This window comes from Aquiflexum lacus, assembly GCF_015476655.1.
In the GTDB taxonomy this organism is placed as follows: Bacteria; Bacteroidota; Bacteroidia; order Cytophagales; family Cyclobacteriaceae; genus Aquiflexum; species Aquiflexum lacus.
This window is the reverse complement of the sequence record NZ_JABFHF010000003.1, coordinates 93,487-115,310: the sequence shown is the minus strand read 5'-3', so window position 1 is coordinate 115,310 and position 21,824 is coordinate 93,487. Positions and strand designations below refer to the sequence as shown.

Annotated in this window: 18 protein-coding genes; 7 read left to right on the top strand and 11 right to left on the bottom strand. The window is 38.7% G+C overall.

The window, feature by feature from the left end; translation table 11 throughout:
- Positions 1-7: 7 nt before the first annotated feature.
- The 8 genes from HMJ38_RS04180 to HMJ38_RS04145 all read right to left on the bottom strand — a co-directional run bounded on the left by HMJ38_RS04180 (position 8) and on the right by HMJ38_RS04145 (position 11,359).
- Positions 8-1,672, bottom strand: coding sequence for an FHIPEP family type III secretion protein (locus HMJ38_RS04180; protein WP_194973113.1), 1,665 nt, complete (start codon positions 1,670-1,672; stop codon positions 8-10).
- Complete coding sequence (locus tag HMJ38_RS04175) at positions 1,669-5,334, bottom strand: FHIPEP family type III secretion protein (protein ID WP_194973112.1); 3,666 nt, start codon at positions 5,332-5,334, stop codon at positions 1,669-1,671. Before HMJ38_RS04175 ends, HMJ38_RS04180 begins: the two co-directional genes overlap by 4 nt.
- A 30-nt stretch (positions 5,335-5,364) precedes the next feature.
- Complete coding sequence (locus HMJ38_RS04170) at positions 5,365-7,086, bottom strand: CHAT domain-containing protein (RefSeq protein WP_194973111.1); 1,722 nt, start codon at positions 7,084-7,086, stop codon at positions 5,365-5,367.
- A gap of 2 nt (positions 7,087-7,088) precedes the next feature.
- On the bottom strand, positions 7,089-7,997 hold the full coding sequence (locus HMJ38_RS04165; protein WP_194973110.1) for a hypothetical protein: 909 nt from the start codon (positions 7,995-7,997) through the stop codon (positions 7,089-7,091).
- Positions 7,998-8,538: 541 nt separating this feature from the next.
- The gene (locus tag HMJ38_RS04160) at positions 8,539-9,483 is read right to left on the bottom strand and encodes a DUF4097 family beta strand repeat-containing protein (RefSeq protein ID WP_194973109.1); all 945 of its coding nucleotides are present in this window, start codon (positions 9,481-9,483) and stop codon (positions 8,539-8,541) included.
- A complete protein-coding gene (locus HMJ38_RS04155) occupies positions 9,476-9,865 on the bottom strand; it encodes a TM2 domain-containing protein (protein ID WP_194973108.1) in 390 nt (129 codons plus the stop codon). The genes HMJ38_RS04160 and HMJ38_RS04155 overlap by 8 nt, the downstream gene beginning before the upstream one ends.
- Positions 9,858-10,193, bottom strand: a complete 336-nt coding sequence (locus HMJ38_RS04150; protein WP_228779878.1) for a DUF2752 domain-containing protein — start codon at positions 10,191-10,193, stop codon at positions 9,858-9,860. Before HMJ38_RS04150 ends, HMJ38_RS04155 begins: the two co-directional genes overlap by 8 nt.
- An 80-nt stretch (positions 10,194-10,273) precedes the next feature.
- Entirely contained in the window at positions 10,274-11,359 is a 1,086-nt protein-coding gene (locus tag HMJ38_RS04145; protein ID WP_194973107.1) for an oxygenase MpaB family protein, read from the bottom strand.
- A 52-nt stretch (positions 11,360-11,411) separates the two neighbouring features.
- On the opposite strand from HMJ38_RS04145, the gene HMJ38_RS04140 reads away from it, so the two are divergent.
- Together HMJ38_RS04140 and HMJ38_RS04135 are read left to right on the top strand one after the other, a co-directional pair.
- A complete protein-coding gene (locus HMJ38_RS04140; RefSeq protein WP_194973106.1) occupies positions 11,412-12,311 on the top strand; it encodes a TolB-like translocation protein in 900 nt (299 codons plus the stop codon).
- 202 nt (positions 12,312-12,513) lie between these two features.
- On the top strand, positions 12,514-13,299 hold the full coding sequence (locus HMJ38_RS04135) for an AAA family ATPase (RefSeq protein ID WP_194973105.1): 786 nt from the start codon (positions 12,514-12,516) through the stop codon (positions 13,297-13,299).
- A 500-nt stretch (positions 13,300-13,799) separates the two neighbouring features.
- Here the strand turns inward: HMJ38_RS04135 and HMJ38_RS04130 are convergent, their stop codons facing one another.
- A complete protein-coding gene (locus tag HMJ38_RS04130; protein WP_394355055.1) occupies positions 13,800-15,347 on the bottom strand; it encodes an AbgT family transporter in 1,548 nt (515 codons plus the stop codon).
- 90 nt (positions 15,348-15,437) lie between these two features.
- On the opposite strand from HMJ38_RS04130, the gene HMJ38_RS04125 reads away from it, so the two are divergent.
- Positions 15,438-16,394, top strand: coding sequence for an endonuclease/exonuclease/phosphatase family protein (locus HMJ38_RS04125; protein WP_194973103.1), 957 nt, complete (start codon positions 15,438-15,440; stop codon positions 16,392-16,394).
- Positions 16,395-16,412: 18 nt separating this feature from the next.
- Positions 16,413-17,318, top strand: coding sequence for an SMP-30/gluconolactonase/LRE family protein (locus HMJ38_RS04120; protein WP_194973102.1), 906 nt, complete (start codon positions 16,413-16,415; stop codon positions 17,316-17,318).
- Between the two features lie 837 nt (positions 17,319-18,155).
- Here HMJ38_RS04120 and ung read toward each other — a convergent pair.
- Positions 18,156-18,818 carry a uracil-DNA glycosylase gene (ung, locus tag HMJ38_RS04115; RefSeq protein ID WP_194973101.1) on the bottom strand — a complete coding sequence of 221 codons (663 nt, stop codon included), beginning with the start codon at positions 18,816-18,818 and terminating at the stop codon, positions 18,156-18,158.
- A gap of 76 nt (positions 18,819-18,894) precedes the next feature.
- Here ung and apaG point away from each other — a divergent pair, with 76 nt between their 5' ends.
- A complete protein-coding gene (apaG, locus tag HMJ38_RS04110) occupies positions 18,895-19,281 on the top strand; it encodes a Co2+/Mg2+ efflux protein ApaG (protein ID WP_194973100.1) in 387 nt (128 codons plus the stop codon).
- The gene (locus HMJ38_RS04105; RefSeq protein ID WP_228779876.1) at positions 19,278-20,063 is read left to right on the top strand and encodes an O-methyltransferase; all 786 of its coding nucleotides are present in this window, start codon (positions 19,278-19,280) and stop codon (positions 20,061-20,063) included. Before apaG ends, HMJ38_RS04105 begins: the two co-directional genes overlap by 4 nt.
- Here HMJ38_RS04105 and HMJ38_RS04100 read toward each other — a convergent pair.
- The gene (locus HMJ38_RS04100; RefSeq protein ID WP_194973099.1) at positions 20,045-20,650 is read right to left on the bottom strand and encodes a methyltransferase; all 606 of its coding nucleotides are present in this window, start codon (positions 20,648-20,650) and stop codon (positions 20,045-20,047) included. The two genes, HMJ38_RS04105 and HMJ38_RS04100, sit on opposite strands and share 19 nt — an antisense overlap.
- Positions 20,651-20,690: 40 nt before the next feature.
- Between HMJ38_RS04100 and HMJ38_RS04095 the strand changes: the two genes are divergently transcribed.
- On the top strand, positions 20,691-21,605 hold the full coding sequence (locus HMJ38_RS04095) for a hypothetical protein (RefSeq protein ID WP_194973098.1): 915 nt from the start codon (positions 20,691-20,693) through the stop codon (positions 21,603-21,605).
- The last annotated feature ends 219 nt before the right edge of the window (positions 21,606-21,824 follow it).

Genomic DNA, 21,824 nt, shown 5'->3' with positions numbered 1-21,824 from the left:
TGAAACCCTATACCCTATCAACAATTTGAATATTTGCATTCTTTGCCATTTCCTGAAATGAAATCACATTGATTTGAGGGAATTTAGCTATCAATGCAGACCGGATTAAAGTTCTTAGCGATGTAGTGGTAATGATATTGATGTTGCCTTGAATTAATTTGGTGTTATTTATGAGATCTTCTACTTTTTGAAAAAAGTAGTCTCTGGCGGCCATATTTCCTTCATTTTGAAGAATAGATACTAACTTGTTTTCTGTTTCGATGTCTAAAGTATATACAAATACAGATTGATGGTTTCCTGCATAATTAAAAGAGATAAAATTGGCAAGTCTTGTCCGACTAAATGCTAAAATGGCTTCTAATAACTTTATTCGGCTCTTAGGGGCGGTATCCAAGGAAATCCTTTCATCAAAAACCAAATAATTCCTGTCATCTACCAATACCCAATCAAAATCAATAATAGCCTGCAGAATCACATGAAAATTACGTAAGGATATACCTTCAGCTATAAGTCTGCAAAAGATTTCTGCCAAAAACCCATGTTCATATTGGCTTTGGATGATCTGCTTCATTGTAGGATAGGTCTTTCCATGATTTTCCATTTGCTCGGCCATCCAGTCAACAGTTATCATCAAAGGTGCATGAAGATAAAGTACCTCTTTGATATGTGTAGCGATAAATTGTATTGCATTTAGCTGTTGGATATTATAGGAGGCAAAATTTATTGGCAAATAGAATTCACTGAAATCATCTGACGTATCCGCGGTCGAGGATTGAAAGCCTATAAATTGGGTTTGTGTATCAGAGTAGATGCGTTCATAGATTTTTTCCGGAGAAATTCCGTTTTGAGTCAGCCCAGGATACCCGTTGACAGAAACACTGAATTGATGATGAATCAATTTATCATCAAGAATTATTTTAATATCAGGAAAATCAATGCCTGTTAGAAAAAAAAGCTCCTGATCTAGCGCTTTGAACTCCTCTTCAAATGAACCAATTGGTAATTGACGGAGATATTGCCTCCCGATGTGTAATGCAAATTCAGGAGTTCCGCAATGATTGTAAGCAATGGCGGATTTTTCTATTGGGTCATTTTGATAAGCTAATTTATCACGAAGGGCTTCTCGGAAACAATCATCTTTAAGTCTTTCTATAAAGCGGTTTAAGGACTTCATTTCCATTAATTTGCAAAAAATTGGGATCAATTCGTCATCAGTAATTTTGAGATCATCAAGTGATAACCTATGGCCTCTCAAAATCTCCTTACACACTGCTTTGGTAGCAAAGTATGCAATGTTCTCCTGGCAAATATCAATGACCAATTTACCCACAAAATAATTGTATATTCCCTTTTCCACCAAAGAAACCATAGTTACATCATGGAACAATTCCTTTTCATTCTTTGGCATTTCCGGAAGCTTTCCGGATACGGAAGTTGCTATTTGGTGAGCTTTCCAAACCGGACATTGCAAAACCATTTCTTCTAAAATTACACTTACCCAGCAATCAGAAAAGGAATCAATTTGTGAAATGTTAATTCTAAACAATTCAGGAACCAAGCCCATTGGAGTAATCCATGAAACAAATGATTCCTGAACATATTGTCGTGTTTGGTCCCAAACTTTAGACTCCCAGCCTACTGGGTGTGCAATATGTATTTGGATATTCATCATTTCTTGATTTCTTTGTTTAGTTTCTGAGAAAGTCTATCAAACCTGCCGGAAAGCTGACTGTTTTTAATATTTTCAAATTCCTTGCTCGTAATCACCGTTAGCTGTGGAAACTCATATGCCAGCAATTCAGAGGATACATTTCTAATTTGGATATTACTGGTAATTACAAGTTGCTGGGCGGGCCACGGTCCAGTGTTTGGAAGTAATTGATCGGTAATGCAGGTTCTAATATTGTTTAAGGCTTCTTGTATTTCATTTGGGGTACCCATGATTACTTTTTGATAGCCATTTGCACCATTCATCTGTTCTACGGTGGTATTGATATATAAACCGGATAATTGATCCTCTAAATCTGCATCTAAATAAATCGGGTGATTTAAAAGGTAAGGTCCATATGAATGAACTGTCGGTAGAATTTCCCTAATGAAATTAGCTGCTTCGGTGACAGTGGGCAATTCTTCCCCCCAACTTTCAATTTGCTTTATGATAAGGGGATAATCGGCTAAAGGTACCCGTTGACTAATTAGCCTTCTGATAAGTTTCCCCATCCAGGCTTGACGGTTTAGATCATCTCCTTCGAATTCATGATTTTTTTGAGGTTGCAGATGCCATTTTAGGAGGATTTTATGGATCAGATCTGAATCCACAAATTGGGAGGCCTCGCGCTCTACTACATGGCACAAGTATTCCATAATCACATCATAGTTGTCAAGGAAATTTAGCCCATTATCCTTAAGCAAGCTTTGGTACCGGTTTTCTACCCAACAACCTGGTCTTGGATCCAAGGGTATAGGCTCTTCAATAATTGCTTCTGCTTTTACTCCCAAATCAACTAAATTTTTTGAATGAATATCAAGGAGGTAGCAGAAGCCAATCCTGACTTGCCATAGGAAGAGAGATACCCCGTGAATTTGAATGATAAAAGTTCCTTCAGGTTGATCGTAGGAAATAGGTCGGAATAGAATGGCAGGCATCTCCCAACCAAACCTTTCCAAAAATTGATTTCGGTATTTGGGTAAGCTTGATTTGAAGAGACTCCAATCATCCGTGGAAACTTGGCCTTCAATCATTCCTTCAGGTATTAAAGAAGGTCCATGAATATCAACCACTAATGGTGAAAATGAAGTACTATCCGAAATTTTACTTTCCGTCTGAACAAATTTACTAAGCACTTCTTGCCATTCTTTCAGAATTACATCCAAATCCAACAAGTCAGTTTGTGAATTGATATACTCATCTATTTCCCAATATTCATCTGACGATTTGAGTTTTTCTATTAATGATATAAAAAAAGCTGTGATCGGCACCGGTATATGAGTAGCAGCATGTCGATGGACATCGAGTAGTACCTCCATACATGGTCTGACTTTTCCTTCCAATAAGAAAGACAAATAGACTTCAGCTAACTTCAGAGATGCCCAATGCATTCCCCCAAAATTGGCAGAGGGTAAAATCTGTTGTAACTTTTTCATCTCCAAAAAGACCTTAGCATTAGATGGATCAAGTTCAGGGCTAAGGGAGGCCTGAATCCGGTTTATTTCCAATATCCAGCCTGAATTTTCACCGCCAATCATCTCTTCCAAAACTGAATGGTGAGGTTGGTTTAGAGACTTTGAATAATCCACCAGTCTTTTCAGGAATAATTTTATGTCGTAAAGGTGGTTGAGACCAATTAGGGGGTAATTGAGAAGTTGGCAGAAATGATTTTCTCCTTTATCTATTTGTCCATTAAAAAGAAGCAATAAAAGATGGTTTATTGAAAGCGAAGGTTCCAGTATGGGATTGCCAATCAGCTTGGCGTTTTTCTCAAAACGTTTAATGATATCCCTTTGATCAAGAAGACTGACAAAAGTAAGCTCATTTGGATTTTCATCCAATTCAGTAGAAACTTCCTTGTTTCTGAACCATTTTGCCTGTTCCAAGGCAAAATCCATATCACCCTTTAACCAGCTTATTACACACAAACTGTATCTTGCCCATTTATCCTCTTTGAAATCGGCCTGACTCACTAGTTTTTTTAAGGAACTTGTCGCATTATCCAATTCGCCTGCCAAGTACATTTCATAAATGCTACACTGTTCTTGGAAAACAGGATTGATGCTTTTAATAGGCTCCATATAAGTGCTAGCCTTTTTTAGATCACCAAAACTAATGGTTGATCGTAATGCGTTTTCTATACTAAATGGGTCATTGGGTTCTTTCCCCAAGACTGATAAAGAAAGTGCATATGCAATACAATTGAAATTTAGACCATTGAACAAGCTCGCCAAGGTTCCACTCCAATCTTTATTGTTGGGCTCTAGTATCAAAGCCACTGAACAATACAGCATGGATTTAATTACATTTTCTATACCATTATCATGCTGTAGTATATAAGCTTGATGCATGGCAATCCGAGACATGGTAATGAAAGGCCATGCCATCTTTGGTGGATCTTTGATATAACCTTTTTCCCAGATTTGTTGAGCAATCTTCAATCGCTCCATTTTTTCTATGGTATCAGCAATAGAGAAAGAACTTAGATAAGCGGAGTCAGCCCAATACCAATACAAATCAGAAAGACCTTGATCAAGTTTTTCTGTTTTTTCAAAATTCCTAAATCCGTAGTCTACTTCCCCGTCCCAATAATTTCTTTCCGCGGCTTTTAAGTAAGAGAAAGCAGCTTTTGTAGAATTTTGTAGTTTTTCATAAAAATAACCCTTCAAACAATATAGAAAACCTAGGGAAAATACCTGCCCAACTTCATTTGAAGTTTGATGATTTTTGATAGAAACTATCCACGAATGGATAGTCTCAATTGCAATTTCAACTTCCGATTCCTCAGATATAAAAACCCTGAAGAGCTGATAGTTTAAGTGAGCAGGTTTGCCTGATAATGCCAGTCCCCATTTTAAATTGGAAGGATGACCGTACTTTTTTAAAAAGGATTCGAGTTTTGACTTACAGAGGTCGAAAGGTTCGAGGGTTTCTATTGACAGGCGAAGATTTAAAAGATTTATATAAATTTCCAATTCCTTGGGATAATTATTGCCCTGTAATTTTAATGGCAGAGAATAATCTCCTTTTGATGTCAAAAAAAATGCCCGCCACAGTTGCGCCTCCGGAAGATTGGACATCCAACCCGTTCTTTGAATTGATTCGTCAGGCTCCTTTATGCCTACCATCATTTCAGCCAAATTGTAGATTGAATCAAAAGCATCACGGTACCAAGGTTCAAGGGATTCGTAGTTGATCTCTTTCAAAATCTTCAATGAATCTTTAGGCTGAAGCAAAATTACTGACCTGCCCAAACACAACCTTTTAAGAGAATCAAATTCTACTGACTCTAGATGAAAATTATTGATTATTTTTAGTGCTTCTTGAAAGAATCCTTCAGAATAATCCATTTCTGCTTCTAAAAAGATTAATTCCTTGGATGGAGTCCCCAATTCTTTCAATAGATTATGTTCCCTTTCAAATGATTTCCGATCCTGTAGCCAGGCATTACACCTTGCTGAAGTAAACGAAACCCAATATAAATCCTCAGAAGGTAAGTCCTCTCTATGAACCTGTTTTAATTTTTCTAAGGCCCGCCATGGGTCACACTTACGCATTAGATTACAAGCCAAGGCAATCCATGCTTGATTTTCAGGTAGTTGGCCATAGGATGGTAACAGTTTCATTGAATTGATTTATTTAATGATATTGACTGTTTAATGCCTGATTGGAAATGAAGTAGATTTAGATTGAGAAGTTAAAGGGCTATCTTGACCTGGGAATGATTCTTTTTCGTCATTTTTCCACATTTGTGAGCTATTTGAATTTTCCTTTAAATATTCTTCAATAACTATATTTGAATTTTTTTCTAAATATTCTTCAATAACTGTAATGGCCTGTGGCCATTTTGTTTTCACTTCAGTGTCTCTTATCAATGTTTCAAGAGATGAAGTAACTAATTCCTCTACATTTTCTCCATATTCATATTTTCGACTTTTTAAATTATTAATTTCATTTTTCAATTGGACTGACTTAGAGTTTTCGTTTTGATTTCCAGCCTGTCTTGGAACATTTGAATTGAAAATGCCGCTAATATATTTAATGACTTCTTTTTTAATTTTATTTTTTGGATCCTTTTTAAAGTGATTATTATTTATCAAATGCGCGTCCCAATCATAATTATAATAAATCAGAGGAAGGCCAAATCCAAGCTCGTTCTTTTCGAATTCCTCCCAAGAATACCGCCTTGCTTTATGAAATGCCTCTAAAATCTCAAGGGGATCCTCTGAAAGAATATGTTTATAAAAATTGATGGCAATTATCTGTGAGATATTTTGTTTGATGTTGTAAAACATAGCTATGATAATTCCTATCCCTCTTTCAGAAAGTTTAATCGGGAAATTTGATTGGCCTGATTGGCAGACTTCAAGATATATCAACTTTGGTTTGTTTTGGATAGTCCACTGGTTAGAATCAAAAAGCGCAACCAAGTTGTCAGATAATGTTTTGTCCCACACAGGCCTTAATTGATATTCATTCGAATTGATCATCATTTCCAAAGTTCCTGTTTGAGGATCACATCTACCATGAGTGATTATATGGATAATATCTGGCTTAAAAGTGGTGATTTCATCACGGAGCAAACTGAAAGTAATGAATTCTGGTCCTTGCTCCGATGTATGGGTACCATTGATGTGGATTTCTTTAGCTTTCCCATTAATTAGTATCCGTATCTCACTTTTTACATTTTTGCCAAGATTTAAAAGCTCATCTTTTACGTTTAAATATGATAGTGGCTCCCATTCCATCTCCTTCTTTTGCTCTTCGAAAGGCGAAAGCTCATTATTTTGAAATCCCTGATTGGATTTAGGGTTTTTTAAATCCTCTGGAAATCCCAAGACAACAAATAACACTTTAAGATTTTCGTTTTCAGAAAGCGTAGGAGGAATTTTACTTTCAAAACTATTTTCTGAAGGATTACCTTGACGAATGATTCGATTTTTTTCAAGGTTAAAAAGGAATTGTCCATCTACATCAGGGGATATGGAATCTGGCCAAAAAAGCAACTCCCAAGGTAAGGATTCAAAACGTATTTTTTGGTTTCTTTCTTTAAACCATAAAACAAATATGTTGCCCGATTTTTCATGATCGAAACGGTTCTTATAAATTTTTTCCAAATCAGTAATGGCCTGGTTCTCTGCATTGGTCGAAAAAATATAATTCCAGAGTAAAAGCCCTAAATTTCTCAAAGTTTCGTCTGCCTCTTCTCCTTCGCCACTTTCTTTTTGTTGATTCACTTGGATTTGGGTAATCTGTGAATAATTTTTTAAAAGCCGCAGTAAATAATTATTAGTATTAAGTATTTCTCTAAGCGCTAATCCGTTACATTCAAGTTGTTCTAGAGAATTGAAATTAAACTTGTAGTCGTACTTTTCCATTTTTACTTTATATCAAAATGAGCTTTGAAAAAATCTGAGGACCAAATCACTGTTTGATTTCCGTTTAAACCTATAGAAAAGCCTTCCTGAATAAATTTCCTTAATTTTGGAGACATCAACCTACTTTTGTTGCCCAATAGCCTAATTAGCCAATCCGGCCAAATACCTACGCTTCTACTGCCATATCCTGAAATCTTAATTGTAGGAAATTCTGCCCCAACAGGTTTCTTCATTAAAAGGCTTATATTCTCTATCGTATTGTTCAATCCGCCACCATCAGGAGCTTTTTTGAATTCCCATCCCGTCCAAGTGGTATTATTACCTGCATTCCGTTTAATAAAACTTCTGCTTATTTTAAAAGACCATTGGGAGGTTAGTCCTACTTTTAAACCTGCCCCCAAATCTGCATTCGCGTTAACAGCCGCCACGGGAGTATCCAAAGTGATGGTATTTAATTTCAAACCTGCATCTCCATCCACGCTTATACCAAGGTTAAAATTTCCCTCCACAATAGTGCTTTTAAAAGAATCGGGGAAAGCCCCGACAAAGCTCCGTCCTGTTTTGGCTTCATCCATTTCCACTTTCAATGAAATGAAATCGAAAGCAAACTGGGTATTTATATTTAGCGGAAAAAGCAATAAGTAATACTCATCTTGAGAAAGCGCTTTGACTAGAGAAGGAGGAACTTTGCCATCAACAAAATTTCGACTGAATCTTTGGGAAACCTGCTCGGGCAACAATTCTAGTTGCTTACATTCTGCTGGTTCCCTGTCCACCTCAAAAGTGGTTTTGAAATGAGATTCCTGAAATTTAAAGTTTTCTCCGCCAAAATGCCTTTTATTATTTTCCAAAAAACGGCCTAATTCGCCAATCATTTCATCATAGTCTCCCATTAACTTTTTTTCTTCCATATTAGATTGTTTTTGGTAAGGATTGAAAAATGAAAGAATAACCTTCTAATTCTAAATATACTTACATAAAAATTCTAAACAAACCCAATCAAAAAAATATACCATGGCTAATTACTACAGGAAATTTTCGGAATACACTTGAAATAACTCCAAATAAGGCATGTTTCTTTTAAATATATTTTGGGTTATACACCTTTGAAATCATTCATTTAAGCTCTATACCCTAGGGTTACTGATAAAATTAAAATTCTTGAAAAAAAACTGCCATATATGGAAAAAACAAAACCACAGGTTTGAAATTACCTATGGTCTAATTCCCAATTCTGACCTTAGTAGATGCCTCCTGTCGTCGGCATGACAAGGAAAAGTTTATTGATATTTCAAAAGCTTAATTCAACTCATCCCCATTTTCCAATAACTTAATTACTGAATCCACAATAATCTAATTCCGATCTTGAATTTTGACCACTAAATCCTGAATTATTAACTGCCTTAATCTTCCAATTTTTCAATTTTGAAATCTTCCAATCTCTCTCCCCCCTCAATTCCCAATCCTAATCCTCCCACTACTCACCTTCCCTCTTACGGTATTGGAAGCCCCGTTATCAATATTCAATTTCTTCCCAGAAGAATTATCCCCTACTTTAACACTCCCACTATTAGCACTAAGGTCGAAGTTGAAATCTTGGAGGTCGGAGTTGGTTTGGATGGTGATGCTGCCGGAGTTGGCGTTGAAGGTGCTGTTTCTGCCCAAACCGGAATTTTCTGCCCTGATACTGCCTGAGGTTACTGTCAGTTCTCCGAGTTCTTTTACACCTATAAATTTCATGGAACCGGAGTTAGCTTTGGCGGCGACTAGGCCCTGAATATCTTCCAGTTTGAGGCTTCCGGAGGAGCTTTTGGCTTCCACATTTCCTTCCACATCGATGATGGTGATATTACCGGAGTTTACCTGTGCTATCACATCCCCGGTCAATCCTTCTCCTTTGATACTTCCTGAGGATGCTGTCAGGTTGATATCAGCCACTTCCAAACCGATTGCTTTGATGCTTCCTGAATTTACCTTTAGGTCGATGACCCGATGGGTTACATTCATCACTTCCAAGGAACCTGAGTTGTTAGCAAGGTTGAGCTTGATATCTTCGGGACCTGTCAAACTGATATATCCTTTGTGTTGGTTACCAAAATTCCATCCACCCATACTTTCTCCTACCACTTCAATCTTAAGCTTAGAGCCGGATTTGCGGTACCTGACTTCCATGCCACTGCTTTCAGAAGCTTCAAGATAGGCGTTGAGATAAACTTCCGCATCTCCACTCCTACCTTCATAAGTTACTTCCAAAAACCTGCCATCCAACTCTATTTCTTCGATATCTGTAAAGGTTTCCTCATAGTCCTTGGTGACGGTTTTCTCCGGTGCAAAACAGGAGACCAGAAGAAAACCGCTCACCAAAATCAATCCAATCTTTTGCAAAGATTTATACATTGTCATTAGTGTTTGCATGTGGAGCATAACTTCCACCATTGGACATCATGTTCAAAGTTTCATGTGCTACCCTGATGTTGTATTCGTAGGCAAGACTTTTGTAATTGACCAAATCGACGATGGTACCTATAAAACAAAGACCGACGGTCAATAAGTAAAGTATACCTAATCCTATCTGTCCGAGGACAAACCTGTGCAGTCCGGCAAATCCAAAGAAACCCAACAAACAAAGGATCAATATCATTTGGTTGTCTTTTCTTCTTGCACGGTAAACCTGTGCAAACAAATTTGCCTGGTCGTCATCCATGTTTTTCAAAATTCCCTGGATGTAACCCAATTCCATTCCTTCCAATTCAGGAAGATGTCTCAATACATTAGCCATAGTGATTAGTAGTTTTTAAGTTTCTGATCAATTCGAAGATTCGGTAACCGATTGCAGCGAAAGCAAACATCGCCAGCGGATGCATGGACCATGATGCTTTGATGTCCCCTTTGGTCAACAGACTCATGGCCCTTCCCAATCCACAGCCCGGACACCAATGGAAACCAAGGTTGTCCAAAGGGCAAAGCGTGAAGTGTTGGGCGCCATAAGGATCGATCAGAAGGATTCCTATCAGGGCCCCTATCCAAAAGATCAGTTCCAAGGGAAAGCGTTGGAAAATGTTACCGATTTTTTTCATTTGATCAGTAAAGTACGAAAAGGATGCCATAAGGCAAAAACATCGTTTTTAACCTTAATTAACGTTTTATGTATTCAGGCTTGACCCGAACACGGACAAAAAGTGTACGATTATGAACGGGTGATCACAGGGATATTCAGAGTAAGTTCTTCACCAAATCTCATCTTGCTCTGTGCTAAAAACTGCTGTCGGGTTTTCCGATAGTTGGATTTCAATCCTCCTTGTTGCACAAAACTCAAATCCAGAATCAAACCATACAGACCTTTGGGTAATTTGACCTTTTGGGATATACCAACCGCCTCTGAAGCTTCTTTGCCCAAAAAATAAGCAACCATTGTTTCTGAAAAAGCAGTCAGGTTTTGATCGGGTATATTCTTTTCAAAAAATCTCAGTAATGAGCGAGTGAGGATTTCACCTGCTTCAGATGGTTTTAAGTTTCTTTTTCGGATCAACTTTTCCATTTCATAAGCCTCCTTGGCTGTTTCAGGCCAATAATCTGTATCAATGCCCAGATAATGACCAATGATTTTCCAATAATGCAAAATAGCTTCATGCACTTCTGTTCCAGGAAATTTGTCCAGTTTTTCCATCCCACGCATCACCATCAAGCTAAAGGCAAGATTGGTACCCATCAGGTCTTCCTGATTGATTGGGATTCCCCATTCAGGCTGCCAATCTTTGGCATAATGAATGACAAAGTACCTGCTAAAAGCATGGATCAGACGAACCTTTGCAATCGTCAATAAGGATTGATTGTCATCCAGAAATGTTCCCGGTCTAAAACTGTCCAACAAAAAAAGAGCTGTTTCTGAAAGTCTTCTACCAATATCTTCAATGATCCTTTTTGACCTGATCAAAACCTGTGCACCATCTGCGAAAGCGTAACAGTAAGGAAGTGAGTAAAAACCCAATAAGGACAAATACAAATTTGATTCCTTGTCGAAAAAGCCCTGGGCAATCTTTACCTTGTTGGGATTGATAAAATCAGGTTTTTGGGAAAATGATAGAAAATAACTTTGTGCTGCTTCCGGGAATTGCATCAACTCATTTTCTTCCGGCAAATTTTCCCAACTGTTGATGGCAATACATAGATCAGGACTTTTGATCAGCAATTTAACCGCCTCATCGGCCAATTCATCTACCCTATTTCTCAGATAGTTAAAATTCTTGTCGGTATATAAACTCAATTTTTCCACACCAATCTAACCTCCATTTTGTAATTTAGTTTTTGATTTGAAATGATTACTTATGAACCTGATTAAATCCTTGATTGCTTTATCCTTTTTCTTGCTCCAAATATCGGCTTTCTCACAGACTTCTACGGATTTAATTGTTGTGGATGTCAAAGTTTCCGGCAGTAAATTAACCATTACTGAAGGTACTGAATTCTTGATAACAGACAGGCCTCTTTATGACAACCAACCTGCTTTTATCAATGATATTCAGATGGCCTTTTCCGCAGCCGATGAAAAAGGAAACCATGATATCATCATTTATAACTTTGAGTCAGGCAAATTTACCAACCTGACCAAAACACCTGACCTGAATGAATTCTCCCCTTCTCTCACAGATTGTGGGCTTTATGTGTCGGCAGTAACCGTCGAAGATGATGGAAAACAAAGACTTTGGCTCTACCCCACCAATTTCGGTGAACCTGAATTATTGTATGATGATATCGAACCTGTTGGGTATTATGATTGGTATGACAACAAGGCCGCCATGTTTGTACTCGGCCAACCCAACACATTGGTTTACCCTTACAGCAAATCAGAGGTGCTTACCATCAGCGAAAATGTAGGAAGGGCTATTAAAAAAAGGCCGAAAACCAGCATCATCACCTATGTTGACAAAAATGATTTCAAAGAAATAGCAGGGGAAAAAGCTTTTGCCATCATGGGCTTTGACCTTGAAAAAAGAGAGCTAATAGAGTTTGGTTACACCATTGCAGGTGCTGAAGATTTTATATGGCTGAACAAAAACTTACTCCTGATGGGTAAAGGAGATGATCTATACGTCAAAAAACACAATGAGAACACTTGGAGAAAAGCAGGTGAAATCATTGTCCCCGGCTACAAAAACATCAGTAGAATGGCTTATACTGATAAGTTGGGGAAATTAGTGGTGGTGATGGAGAGGGTTGAAGATTGAGTACTAGGTACTAAGTACAAAGTACCAAGTATAAGGTTAGTAGTCAGAAAAGGTTCCGTCATGCAGAATGAGCCGTTCGAAATCAAAACTTCCCTCCATGTATCTTGGTTCCTCTATACTCGGGACAAGCTTTTCATCTTGGTTCTTGGTTCTTGCATCTTGGTTCTTAAATCTCACGTCTCACGTCTCAAGTCTAAAAAAAATGTACTTCCTCCAACATATATCTCTACCAACCGGAACCAGGTCAAGCTTTCCATTTTCCCTTCCTGCCTTCAAAAACTTTGAAAGCATGCAGTTTGAAAGTCCTATTACTGTCTTTGTTGGAGAAAATGGGTCAGGCAAATCTACCTTATTGAAAGCCTTGGCCATCAAGCTAAATCTCCCTGCTATAGGAAGCAGTGATTTGGAGTCAGATGAGACGCTGAGTGAAATCAAGGAATTCGGGGAAAGCATCAAAACCAGATGGACCAACAAAGCTTATAGAGGCTTCTTTTTCAGGGCGGAAGATTACTTCGGCTTTGTCAAAAGATTGAAAAACCTTGACCAAGAACTCAAGGGAGATATTGTGGACTTTGAAAAAAGACTGAGTGGAACAGGATTGAAGTTGGCAGTTGGGGCAGTTCTTGGTCAAAAAGAGGCACTGTTGAGAAAATACGGAGATTTAACGCAAGTTTCACACGGAGAAGGTTTTTTAAAGGTATTGCAAGGTCGATTACAAGCTGAAGGAATCTACCTGATCGATGAACCTGAAGCGGCACTTTCTCCACAGCGGCAATTGGCATTGTTTTCCTTGGTCAAAAATCTGGCTGAAAATAATGGATGTCAGTTTATCATCGCTACCCACTCCCCCATTTTAATGACTCTGCCGAACGCCACCATTTACCAGTTCGCTGATACCATTCAAAAAGTCAGATTTGATGAAACAGAACACTTTACCATCATGAAAAACTTTCTGAATAATCCGGAGGCTTTTTTGAGGTATTTGTAGGGAAGAAATATAAAGAGAATGTCCTCACTGAAAAAGATGTCAAATAAAACTCATTTCAATAGACTTTGCGTTCCACATTTCGGTGAATAGGGTTTATATTCCAAAATAGACTCTGTGACCGAAATTTACTCTCTCGTTGCCTTCATACCCCGGGCGACGGTGCTTGGAGCTTGGTAGAAGCCGAAATATATCACGTAGCACCTTGTGCCCGGGGCTACGGATATCAAGCCCCTACAGGGCTGCTTCTATAAAACTTTAATTTAAAAAATAGCCTTAATTTGGTAGGGTCGCGGGCAGGAAGACAATGGACCGGGCCAGCACAGGCCTTGCGCGTGGATAGGATTCCATTGTCTAGATTTTTTTGTTACTTTTTGTATCATGACAAAAAGTAAGAGAATTGATGGAAGAAAAATGCAGAGAATGTCACTCACTGAAAAGAACATAAAAAAAATCTACGAAGACGTTTTGTGTTCCAAAATCAACTTTCTGATTTAAGTTCCTTAAGGCCTTACCATCAAATATTCATAAGTACTTTGCAACCCCAAGGGTATGCCCAAAGTCCAATAAAGCAACAAAAACGAAGTCCAAATGACCAACAAGGCAAGCGAATACGGAATCATCATCGAAACTAAAGTCCCGATTCCAGTAGTTTTGACATATCGCTGACAGAAAACCACAATCAAAGGAAAGTAAGGTAGCAAAGGTGTGATGATATTGGATACAGAATCCCCTACCCTATAAGCCGCCTGCGTCAAATCGGGCGATATCCCCAATTGCATCAACATCGGAACAAAGATCGGACTGATCAATGCCCACTTGGCGGAAGCTGATCCTACCAAAAGATTGACAAAAGCTGTCAACAGCACTATTCCTACAATGGTAATTTGAGCAGGTAAATCAAGTGCCTGAAGGAAGTTTGCACCTTTCAATGCCGTCAAAGCTCCGATATTTGATTTCCCAAAGGCATCAATAAACAAGGCACAGAAAAATGCCATCACAATATAATATGCCATACTGCCCATTGCCTTACTCATCGAAGCGACCATGTCCTTCATGCTTTTATAGGTACCCGAGGCAAATCCATAAACCAATCCAGGTATCCAAAATAAGATAAATATCAAGGGAACAATGGACCTCATCAAAGGTGCATCCCTAGAAGTAATTTCACCAACGGGATCCCTTAAGGCAGAATCCTGGGGATAAGCCCAAAAAAACAAGGCTGCAAAACTGACCATCATGGTCATAAATGCAATCCAGAAGGCTTTCTTTTCTCTGGAATTCAGAGTTTCCATTTTGGGGATGTCATCCATGTTTTCATCCACCATCACATTTTTATTCAACCTTGGTTCGATGACCCTGTCCGTCAAATACCAGACAACACTGATCACCACCACACTCGATAAACCTGTGAAGTAAATATTATTGAGTGGGTTTAGGGAAATATCTGCATCCAAAATCTGGGCAGCGGATTGTGTGAAACTCTGTATCAAAGGATCTATGCTGGAAGGAATAAAGTTGGCACTGAATCCACCGGAGACCCCTGCAAACGCCGCTGCTATGCCTGCCAAAGGATGTCGACCCGCTGCATAAAAAATCACACCTCCCAATGGGATGACCAATACATATCCTGCATCAGCAGCGGTATGGCTGACAATTGCCACCAAGACCAAAATCGGGGTTAGCAATATCGTTGGAGTAACTCCCAACAAAAACTTTAATCCTGCATTGATAAATCCTGAATGTTCGGCTACTCCCACTCCCAACATCGCCAAAAGCACCACTCCCAAGGGTGGAAAGTTGATAAAGACTCCAGTCATATTGGCCAGAAAAGAAGCAAACTGTCGGCCTGTCAGGAGATTCTGCACCCTTAATTCCCCTCCGGTCCTGGGATCCACTGCACCAAAATCTATAGGGGAAAGCATTGCCGATAAAACCCAAGTCAGCAACATCAGCATCAAAAACAAAATGGCCGGATCAGGTAGCTTGTTTCCTGCCTTTTCAATAAAATCCAAAAATCTATCCAAAAAGGTTTTCGATTTGTTCTGCATATTGCTCATAAAGGATTAAATTGGGTATCATCAAAAATAAGAAGCCTTTATTGTTTTCAAATCATTTGTTCAACTCTTTTCGACTCAAATATGGAAATTGAATTTAAAACTCCCCCAAAAGAAGTAGAAAATGAAATCAAAGAATTCAGCGAATTTCTGGATGATCTGATTCCTGCAAAAAAACTGGACAAAAATGTCCTGATATGTACTTGGAATATTCGGATTTTTGGTGGATTAACCATGGATTGGGAGGCTTCCGACGAGCAATCGCCCAAAAGAGACTGCCATTCTTTGTTGTGCATAGTAGAGATTATTAAAAGATTTGACATCATTGCTGTACAAGAGGTAAGGGGCAACATCAAAGCCCTCAGAGAAACCATGCAGCTTCTGGGGCCTGATTGGAGTTTTTTGATGACCGATGTCACAGCCGGTTCAAAAGGCAATGATGAAAGGTTGGCATTTATATTTGACAATAGGAAAGTAAAACTCTCCGGTCTAGCCTGTGAGATCGTCATCCCTGATGATGTTCTGGAGAAAAACAAAGCTATCCAATCGGATGCGTTACAGAGACAATTTGCAAGAACACCATATGGGGTCAGTTTTCAGGTCGCAGGAAATACTTTTGTTTTATTGACGCTTCATGTACTTTTTGGAACAAAATCGCCTGATAGGATTGCTGAAATTCAGGCCATAGCAGATTGGATTTCCAAGTGGGCCAAGGAACTTAACTCTTGGAGCCACAGCTTGATCACTTTAGGAGATTTTAATGTTGTCAAAAACGGAGATCCCACCTATGAAGCATTTGTCTCATCGGGCCTCTATGTCCCTGATGACCTGCAGGAAATCGACAGAACCATTTTTAAAAAGACTTATTCATTTTATGACCAAATTGCATGGTTTGAAGACAATATATGCCTCAAATACACCAAGGGTGGTATTGTGGATTTTAGAAATAAAGTCTTAAAAAATAGGAATTATAGTCTCTCTCAGCTTTCTTACAGGATTTCGGACCATTTTCCACTTTGGGCTGAATTTCTAACACGATAAACCAATTATATTGAAAAAATGAAAAAATCAATCTGCCTTTGTTTAATTTCAATTTTGACTCCATTGTTCATCCAAGCACAGATCGTTGACAAAAAATCAATTGTAGCCAAAAAAGCTGAATTGGTAAAAGTAGGAGACGGCTATTCATTCACAGAAGGTCCTGCTGTACATCTAAATGGAGATGTCTTTTTCACTGATCAGCCCAATAATAAAATCATCAAATGGTCTGCAACAAGAAACGAGGTAAGTGTTTTCATGGAAGAATCAAGCAGGTCCAACGGGATGTATTTTGACAGAAATAAAAACCTGATCACTTGTGCTGATTTGGATAATCAAGTGGTGTCTATAGATGAAAAAGGAAATATCGAAGTCCTGATCGAGAGCTTTCAGGGCAAAAAATTAAATGGTCCCAACGACCTTTGGATTTCTCCTTATGGAGGGATGTACATCACAGATCCTTTGTACAAAAGACCTTATTGGGAAAGAGATCCTGAAATGCAACAAGATGGAGAGCATCTGTATTTTCTTTCTGCTGACAAAATACAGTTTTTCAGGGTAGACGAAACCTTAGTCAAACCAAACGGGGTGGTTGGAACCTATGACGGCAAAAAACTTTATGTCGCTGATATTGGTGCCAACAAAACTTATGTTTATAACATTGAGGAAGATGGATATCTTACCAATAAAAAACTCTTTGTGGAAATGGGTTCTGATGGAATGACCATAGACAACAGGGGGAATGTCTATCTGACAGGCAAGGGGGTTACGGTTTTCAATCAAAAAGGAGTTCAGATAGCCCATATTCCCATAGAAGAAAACTGGACCTCAAACGTGGTCTTCGGCGGCGCAGAACGTAAAACACTTTTCATCACGGCAATGGGCTCAGTGTACACACTTCAGATGAAGGTGAGAGGGGTTTGGTGATAGAAGCGTTGGTGATAGAAGCGAGAAACTAGAAGCGAGAAGCGAGAGACAAGAACCAAGAGACAAAGCCTGTCCCGAGTATCGGGGAAACAAGACAACCTTTGTTGATATAATATTGAAAACTTTTATTGGATCAATTGTTGAAAAGGGCTTTTCCTTGTCATTTCGCCAGCCTGCCGTGGCAGGAACGTAGAAGCCTGGCCGTGGCGGAAGAAATCTTTTGCTCCTGTATTAAGGTTTCCAGACCTCTCCTATCGCAAAAATGAAATAAATCGAAGCGTCCGTCATGCTGATCCCGATAGCTATCGTGGAGAAGCATCTCCCGAGGTTCTTGGAAAGGTTGGTTTTGACCAAATGGGTTAAGTTTTTTCAAGTTATTCAACTGTCTAATTGTACCGCTGGAGCTCCCTCGTGCCCTACCAATGACATACTTGAAAATTGATGGTTTAGAACTACAAATAGCATTCAAATCTATTAAAGAACTTTGCCTTGTCACCTCGACGTCAGGAGAGGTCTGCGGCCCACTAGGATGTCATTTCTTTTCTGAACATTTTCAAAATGTTAGGGACCCGGGATGACGAGTAACCTGATGTCATTGCCTATTCTGAGCATTTTTAATAATGTTGGTAACTCGAGGTGAAAAGGATAAGTTTTTTTAATTAGCTGTCCTTGTTTTGATGGATCGCTATTGGCATTTAACCTCCCTTGGTTCTTGGCTCTTTTTTCTAGCCACTTAACTCTAATCTCTCGGTTCTCGGCTCTCGTCTCTCGTCTCTTGGTTCTTGTCTCTTGATTCTTAAATCTAAATTCTAAATTCTAAATTCTAAAATTCCACCCCTACCACTTAATCTCCTCCAACCCCTTCTCCCTCAAATAGGCATTCGCCTTTGAAAAATGACCACAGCCCAAAAATCCCCTATGGGCGGAAAGCGGACTGGGATGGGGGGCGTGGAGTTTGAGATGCTTGTTGTCTGAGATAAATGCAGCTTTTTTCTGCGCATAGGCACCCCAAAGCATAAATACCACATTGTTCTTTTCCTTGTCAATTTGTTGAATCACGGCATCAGTAAACTGTTCCCAGCCTTTCTGCTGATGTGAACCTGCTTGATGGACCCTAACAGTAAGTGTCGCGTTCAACAATAAAACACCTTGATCTGCCCATCTTGTCAAATCCCCATGAGAGGGCATAGACTGGTCTAAATCCCTATTGATTTCTTTGAAAATATTCAGTAAACTCGGTGGAAAAGGTATTCCCTCTCTTACTGAAAAAGAAAGCCCATGCGCTTGACCCGGACCATGGTATGGATCTTGTCCCAATATGACGACTTTAACTTTTTCCAATGGACAATGCCGAAATGCATTAAAAATCTCACTTCCTTTGGGATAAACCACCTGTTCTTGATATTCCTTTTTTACAAAATCAGTCAATCCAGTGAAATATGGTTTGGAAAACTCACTCTCAAGGACTTTTTTCCAAGATTCTTCAATTTTAACATTCATTTTACAACGAAACTAATTGGATTTTTAAGATTAAGCTTTACTTTTAAAGCTCTAAAAAGCCAAACTTAACAAAACAATGGTAACAGCCATCACCGAAGGTATAAAAGTGACAGTTGAAGCTACGTATCAGGCTGAATTTTCAAGTCCTCACCAACACCACTTTGTTTTTACCTACAAAGTAAATATTGAGAACAAAAGCCCCCACACGATGCAACTGATGCGCAGGAAATGGGAAATCTATGATGCCGGTGATACCTCAAAAGTAGTTGAAGGGGATGGTGTTGTCGGACAACAACCAATCCTCGAACCCGGAAACAATCATGAATATGTATCAGGATGCAATTTAAAATCCGGTTTGGGTAAAATGAGGGGATCATATTTTATGGAGAAGCTATTTGACGGAAAACAAATAGAGGTTAAAATACCTGAATTTCAGTTGATTGCAGATATTTTTGACAATTGATATTGAGAGGTTATCTTTTTCCTTTTTTTGCTTATTTTAAATATTGGCTGATCAAAGAAGGCAGGTATGCCATTCAATCACCCCAAATTTATGAACTATATAATGGTCTCTTGATTTTTGTTAAGGAATCTGTCAACAGGGACTTGGACTTGGAGGAAATCAGAAATTTACTTTTGAATGATCATGAAATACTCCACATAGATGACTTTGGCGCAGGTTCCAAAAAACTTAAAAGCACCTATAGAAAAACCTCGTCAATCACCAAATACAGCACGAGTTCCAAAAGATATTCGAAGCTATACCAATATTTTTGTACTCGCACCCCTGCGAAGGTTGTTGTAGAACTGGGTACATGTGTCGGAATCAACACCCGTTACCTTTCAAGAGTAACCAAGGGCCGATTGTTTACTTTCGAAGGCTCCGATAGCTTATGGAAAAAAGCCCAAGAAAATAAGATTCCCGAAAATACCCAATACATCCGTGGCACTATCGATGAGACCCTTCCAAGAAAGCTTTATGAAATAGAGATGGTCGATTTTGTGCTTATAGATGCCACCCATACCTATGATGCCAGCTTATTGTATTTTCGATTCATTCTACCCTACATTCAGGATAGCAGTATCATTGCTTTAGCCGACATACACTGGTCAGCAGGAATGTCTGCTGCTTGGGAGAAAATCAAGAACCACCCAAGGGTGATAGTAAGTCTTGACTTTTATGAATGCGGCTTATTGATTTTTGACAAAAAATTTACAAAAGCCGCCTACGTTCTGGAATATTGAGCTTTCCTGAGCATGAAAAACAATTCCGACCCAATTCTTGGTGGAATACTATTCCTGCATGGTTCCAATTTCATGATTTCAAACTCCCTACTGAACAATTTCTGGTATTCTTCCCTATCTCCCCCGAATGGAGGGCCTTCTTTTTCAAAATCAATTCCAAATAAAACCCCAACCAGTTTCCCATTTGGCTTCAGCAATTCTTTCATTTTATTGACATACTCAATGCGTAGAATTGGAGGAAGTGCACAGAAAAAAGTCTGTTCTAGAATAAGGTCGTACTGTCCTTCATGTTCAAAAAAATCCTGATGGTGAATTTGATCTTTTGGAAAATCCAGACATGTCTCTTCAAACCTTTTGAGTGGAGTTTGAGAAATATCTAAAATATGAACGCTTTTGAAACCATTTTCAAATGCATAAATTACTTCATGTCCATTGCCAGCACCTGGGATGAGTATTTTTATTTTTTTATTGATTAATTGGTCTAAATATTGCTTTATGGGCAAAGTCACCTCACCTGCATCCCACGCAGTTGATTTATTTAAATATCTAGTCGTCCAATATTTCTCATCCAGGAGGTTATTCGTCATAAAATTTATTATTTTGGGTAAAATTACAACTTAAACATTTATGGAAACCAATCCTCAAAAAGTCAAACGCAGTGACAATGGAAAAAACATTCTGATCATTGTATTGATTATCCTTGTCATCATTAGTGGCATCAAGCTTTACACAGATCATTTGGACAAGACCAGAAAGTCCGAGGAGATTCTGATTCTTTCAGAAGACAACAACGAACTCAACAGAAGAATTGATTCGATGACTTACCAATTAGATCTGAGAATCAACGAAATCAACAAATTGGGAGGGGATATCTCAAGTCTTGAAGAAATCAAAAATCAACTGACTGCAGAAAGAAATCTAGATAGAAAACGCTCCGCCGAAGAAATCTCTGCTTTGAATAGGAGAATAGCAAATTATACAACTACACTCCAGGAAAAAGATGAGGAAATCATCCGTCTCAGAGAAGTCAATCAGCAGCTGTTTGCAGAAAATGAAGACCTGAAAACTACCCAGGCTGAAATCCAAGATGAAGTGGTCCAACTAAATATGAGCAAACAGGAACTACAAGAGAAGGTGGATATTGCTGCCCGCTTAAAAGCTGAAAATATAGTCGTTGCTGCTGTCAATACAAGAGGTCGGGAAAGAGAAGATGGCTTCCGAAACAGGCAATTGGAAAGATTAAAAGTAACTTTTAATTTGGCTGATAACAAAGTTGCCAATCAAGGTCCAAGAGATGTGTATGTTCAGGTTATTGCTCCAAACAATCAACCCATCTTTGATGTAGCAAGAGGCTCAGGTACATTTACCTTAGATGGTAGGGAGGAATTCTTTACCGTACACCAAGATATACTTTTTGACAATACCCAGCAGGAACTTACCTACTTCTATGAAAAAGGAAGTAAGTATGTTGCAGGTATCTATGAAGTCAGAATTTATGTGGATGGCTATCAGATCGGAACAAAAAGTTTTGAGGTGAAGTAAGAATGAATCTGATGGCAAATCCTTTGTCATTTCGCCTGTCTGCTGTGGCAGGACGTATTAGCCAGTGCACCGTAGCAGAAGAGATCTGTCATTCCGTAGGGTTTTTATACATCACTCCCGTAGTGTTGAAAAGATTGAGGGGGCAAGGAAAAGTCTTAAAACCATTTCTCCAACCCTTATACCCCATTTCTTTTCTCCATCTATTTGGATAAAAACGAT

Coding starts and splice junctions, on each gene's coding strand:
- HMJ38_RS04180 (WP_194973113.1), bottom strand. CDS start 1,672: ATGATGAATATCCAAATACATATTGCACACCCAGTAGGCTGGGAGTCT.
- HMJ38_RS04175 (WP_194973112.1), bottom strand. CDS start 5,334: ATGAAACTGTTACCATCCTATGGCCAACTACCTGAAAATCAAGCATGG.
- HMJ38_RS04170 (WP_194973111.1), bottom strand. CDS start 7,086: ATGGAAAAGTACGACTACAAGTTTAATTTCAATTCTCTAGAACAACTT.
- HMJ38_RS04165 (WP_194973110.1), bottom strand. CDS start 7,997: ATGGAAGAAAAAAAGTTAATGGGAGACTATGATGAAATGATTGGCGAA.
- HMJ38_RS04160 (WP_194973109.1), bottom strand. CDS start 9,483: ATGTATAAATCTTTGCAAAAGATTGGATTGATTTTGGTGAGCGGTTTT.
- HMJ38_RS04155 (WP_194973108.1), bottom strand. CDS start 9,865: ATGGCTAATGTATTGAGACATCTTCCTGAATTGGAAGGAATGGAATTG.
- HMJ38_RS04150 (WP_228779878.1), bottom strand. CDS start 10,193: ATGGCATCCTTTTCGTACTTTACTGATCAAATGAAAAAAATCGGTAAC.
- HMJ38_RS04140 (WP_194973106.1), top strand. CDS start 11,412: ATGAACCTGATTAAATCCTTGATTGCTTTATCCTTTTTCTTGCTCCAA.
- HMJ38_RS04135 (WP_194973105.1), top strand. CDS start 12,514: ATGTACTTCCTCCAACATATATCTCTACCAACCGGAACCAGGTCAAGC.
- HMJ38_RS04130 (WP_394355055.1), bottom strand. CDS start 15,347: ATGCAGAACAAATCGAAAACCTTTTTGGATAGATTTTTGGATTTTATT.
- HMJ38_RS04125 (WP_194973103.1), top strand. CDS start 15,438: ATGGAAATTGAATTTAAAACTCCCCCAAAAGAAGTAGAAAATGAAATC.
- HMJ38_RS04120 (WP_194973102.1), top strand. CDS start 16,413: ATGAAAAAATCAATCTGCCTTTGTTTAATTTCAATTTTGACTCCATTG.
- ung (WP_194973101.1), bottom strand. CDS start 18,818: ATGAATGTTAAAATTGAAGAATCTTGGAAAAAAGTCCTTGAGAGTGAG.
- apaG (WP_194973100.1), top strand. CDS start 18,895: ATGGTAACAGCCATCACCGAAGGTATAAAAGTGACAGTTGAAGCTACG.
- HMJ38_RS04100 (WP_194973099.1), bottom strand. CDS start 20,650: ATGACGAATAACCTCCTGGATGAGAAATATTGGACGACTAGATATTTA.
- HMJ38_RS04095 (WP_194973098.1), top strand. CDS start 20,691: ATGGAAACCAATCCTCAAAAAGTCAAACGCAGTGACAATGGAAAAAAC.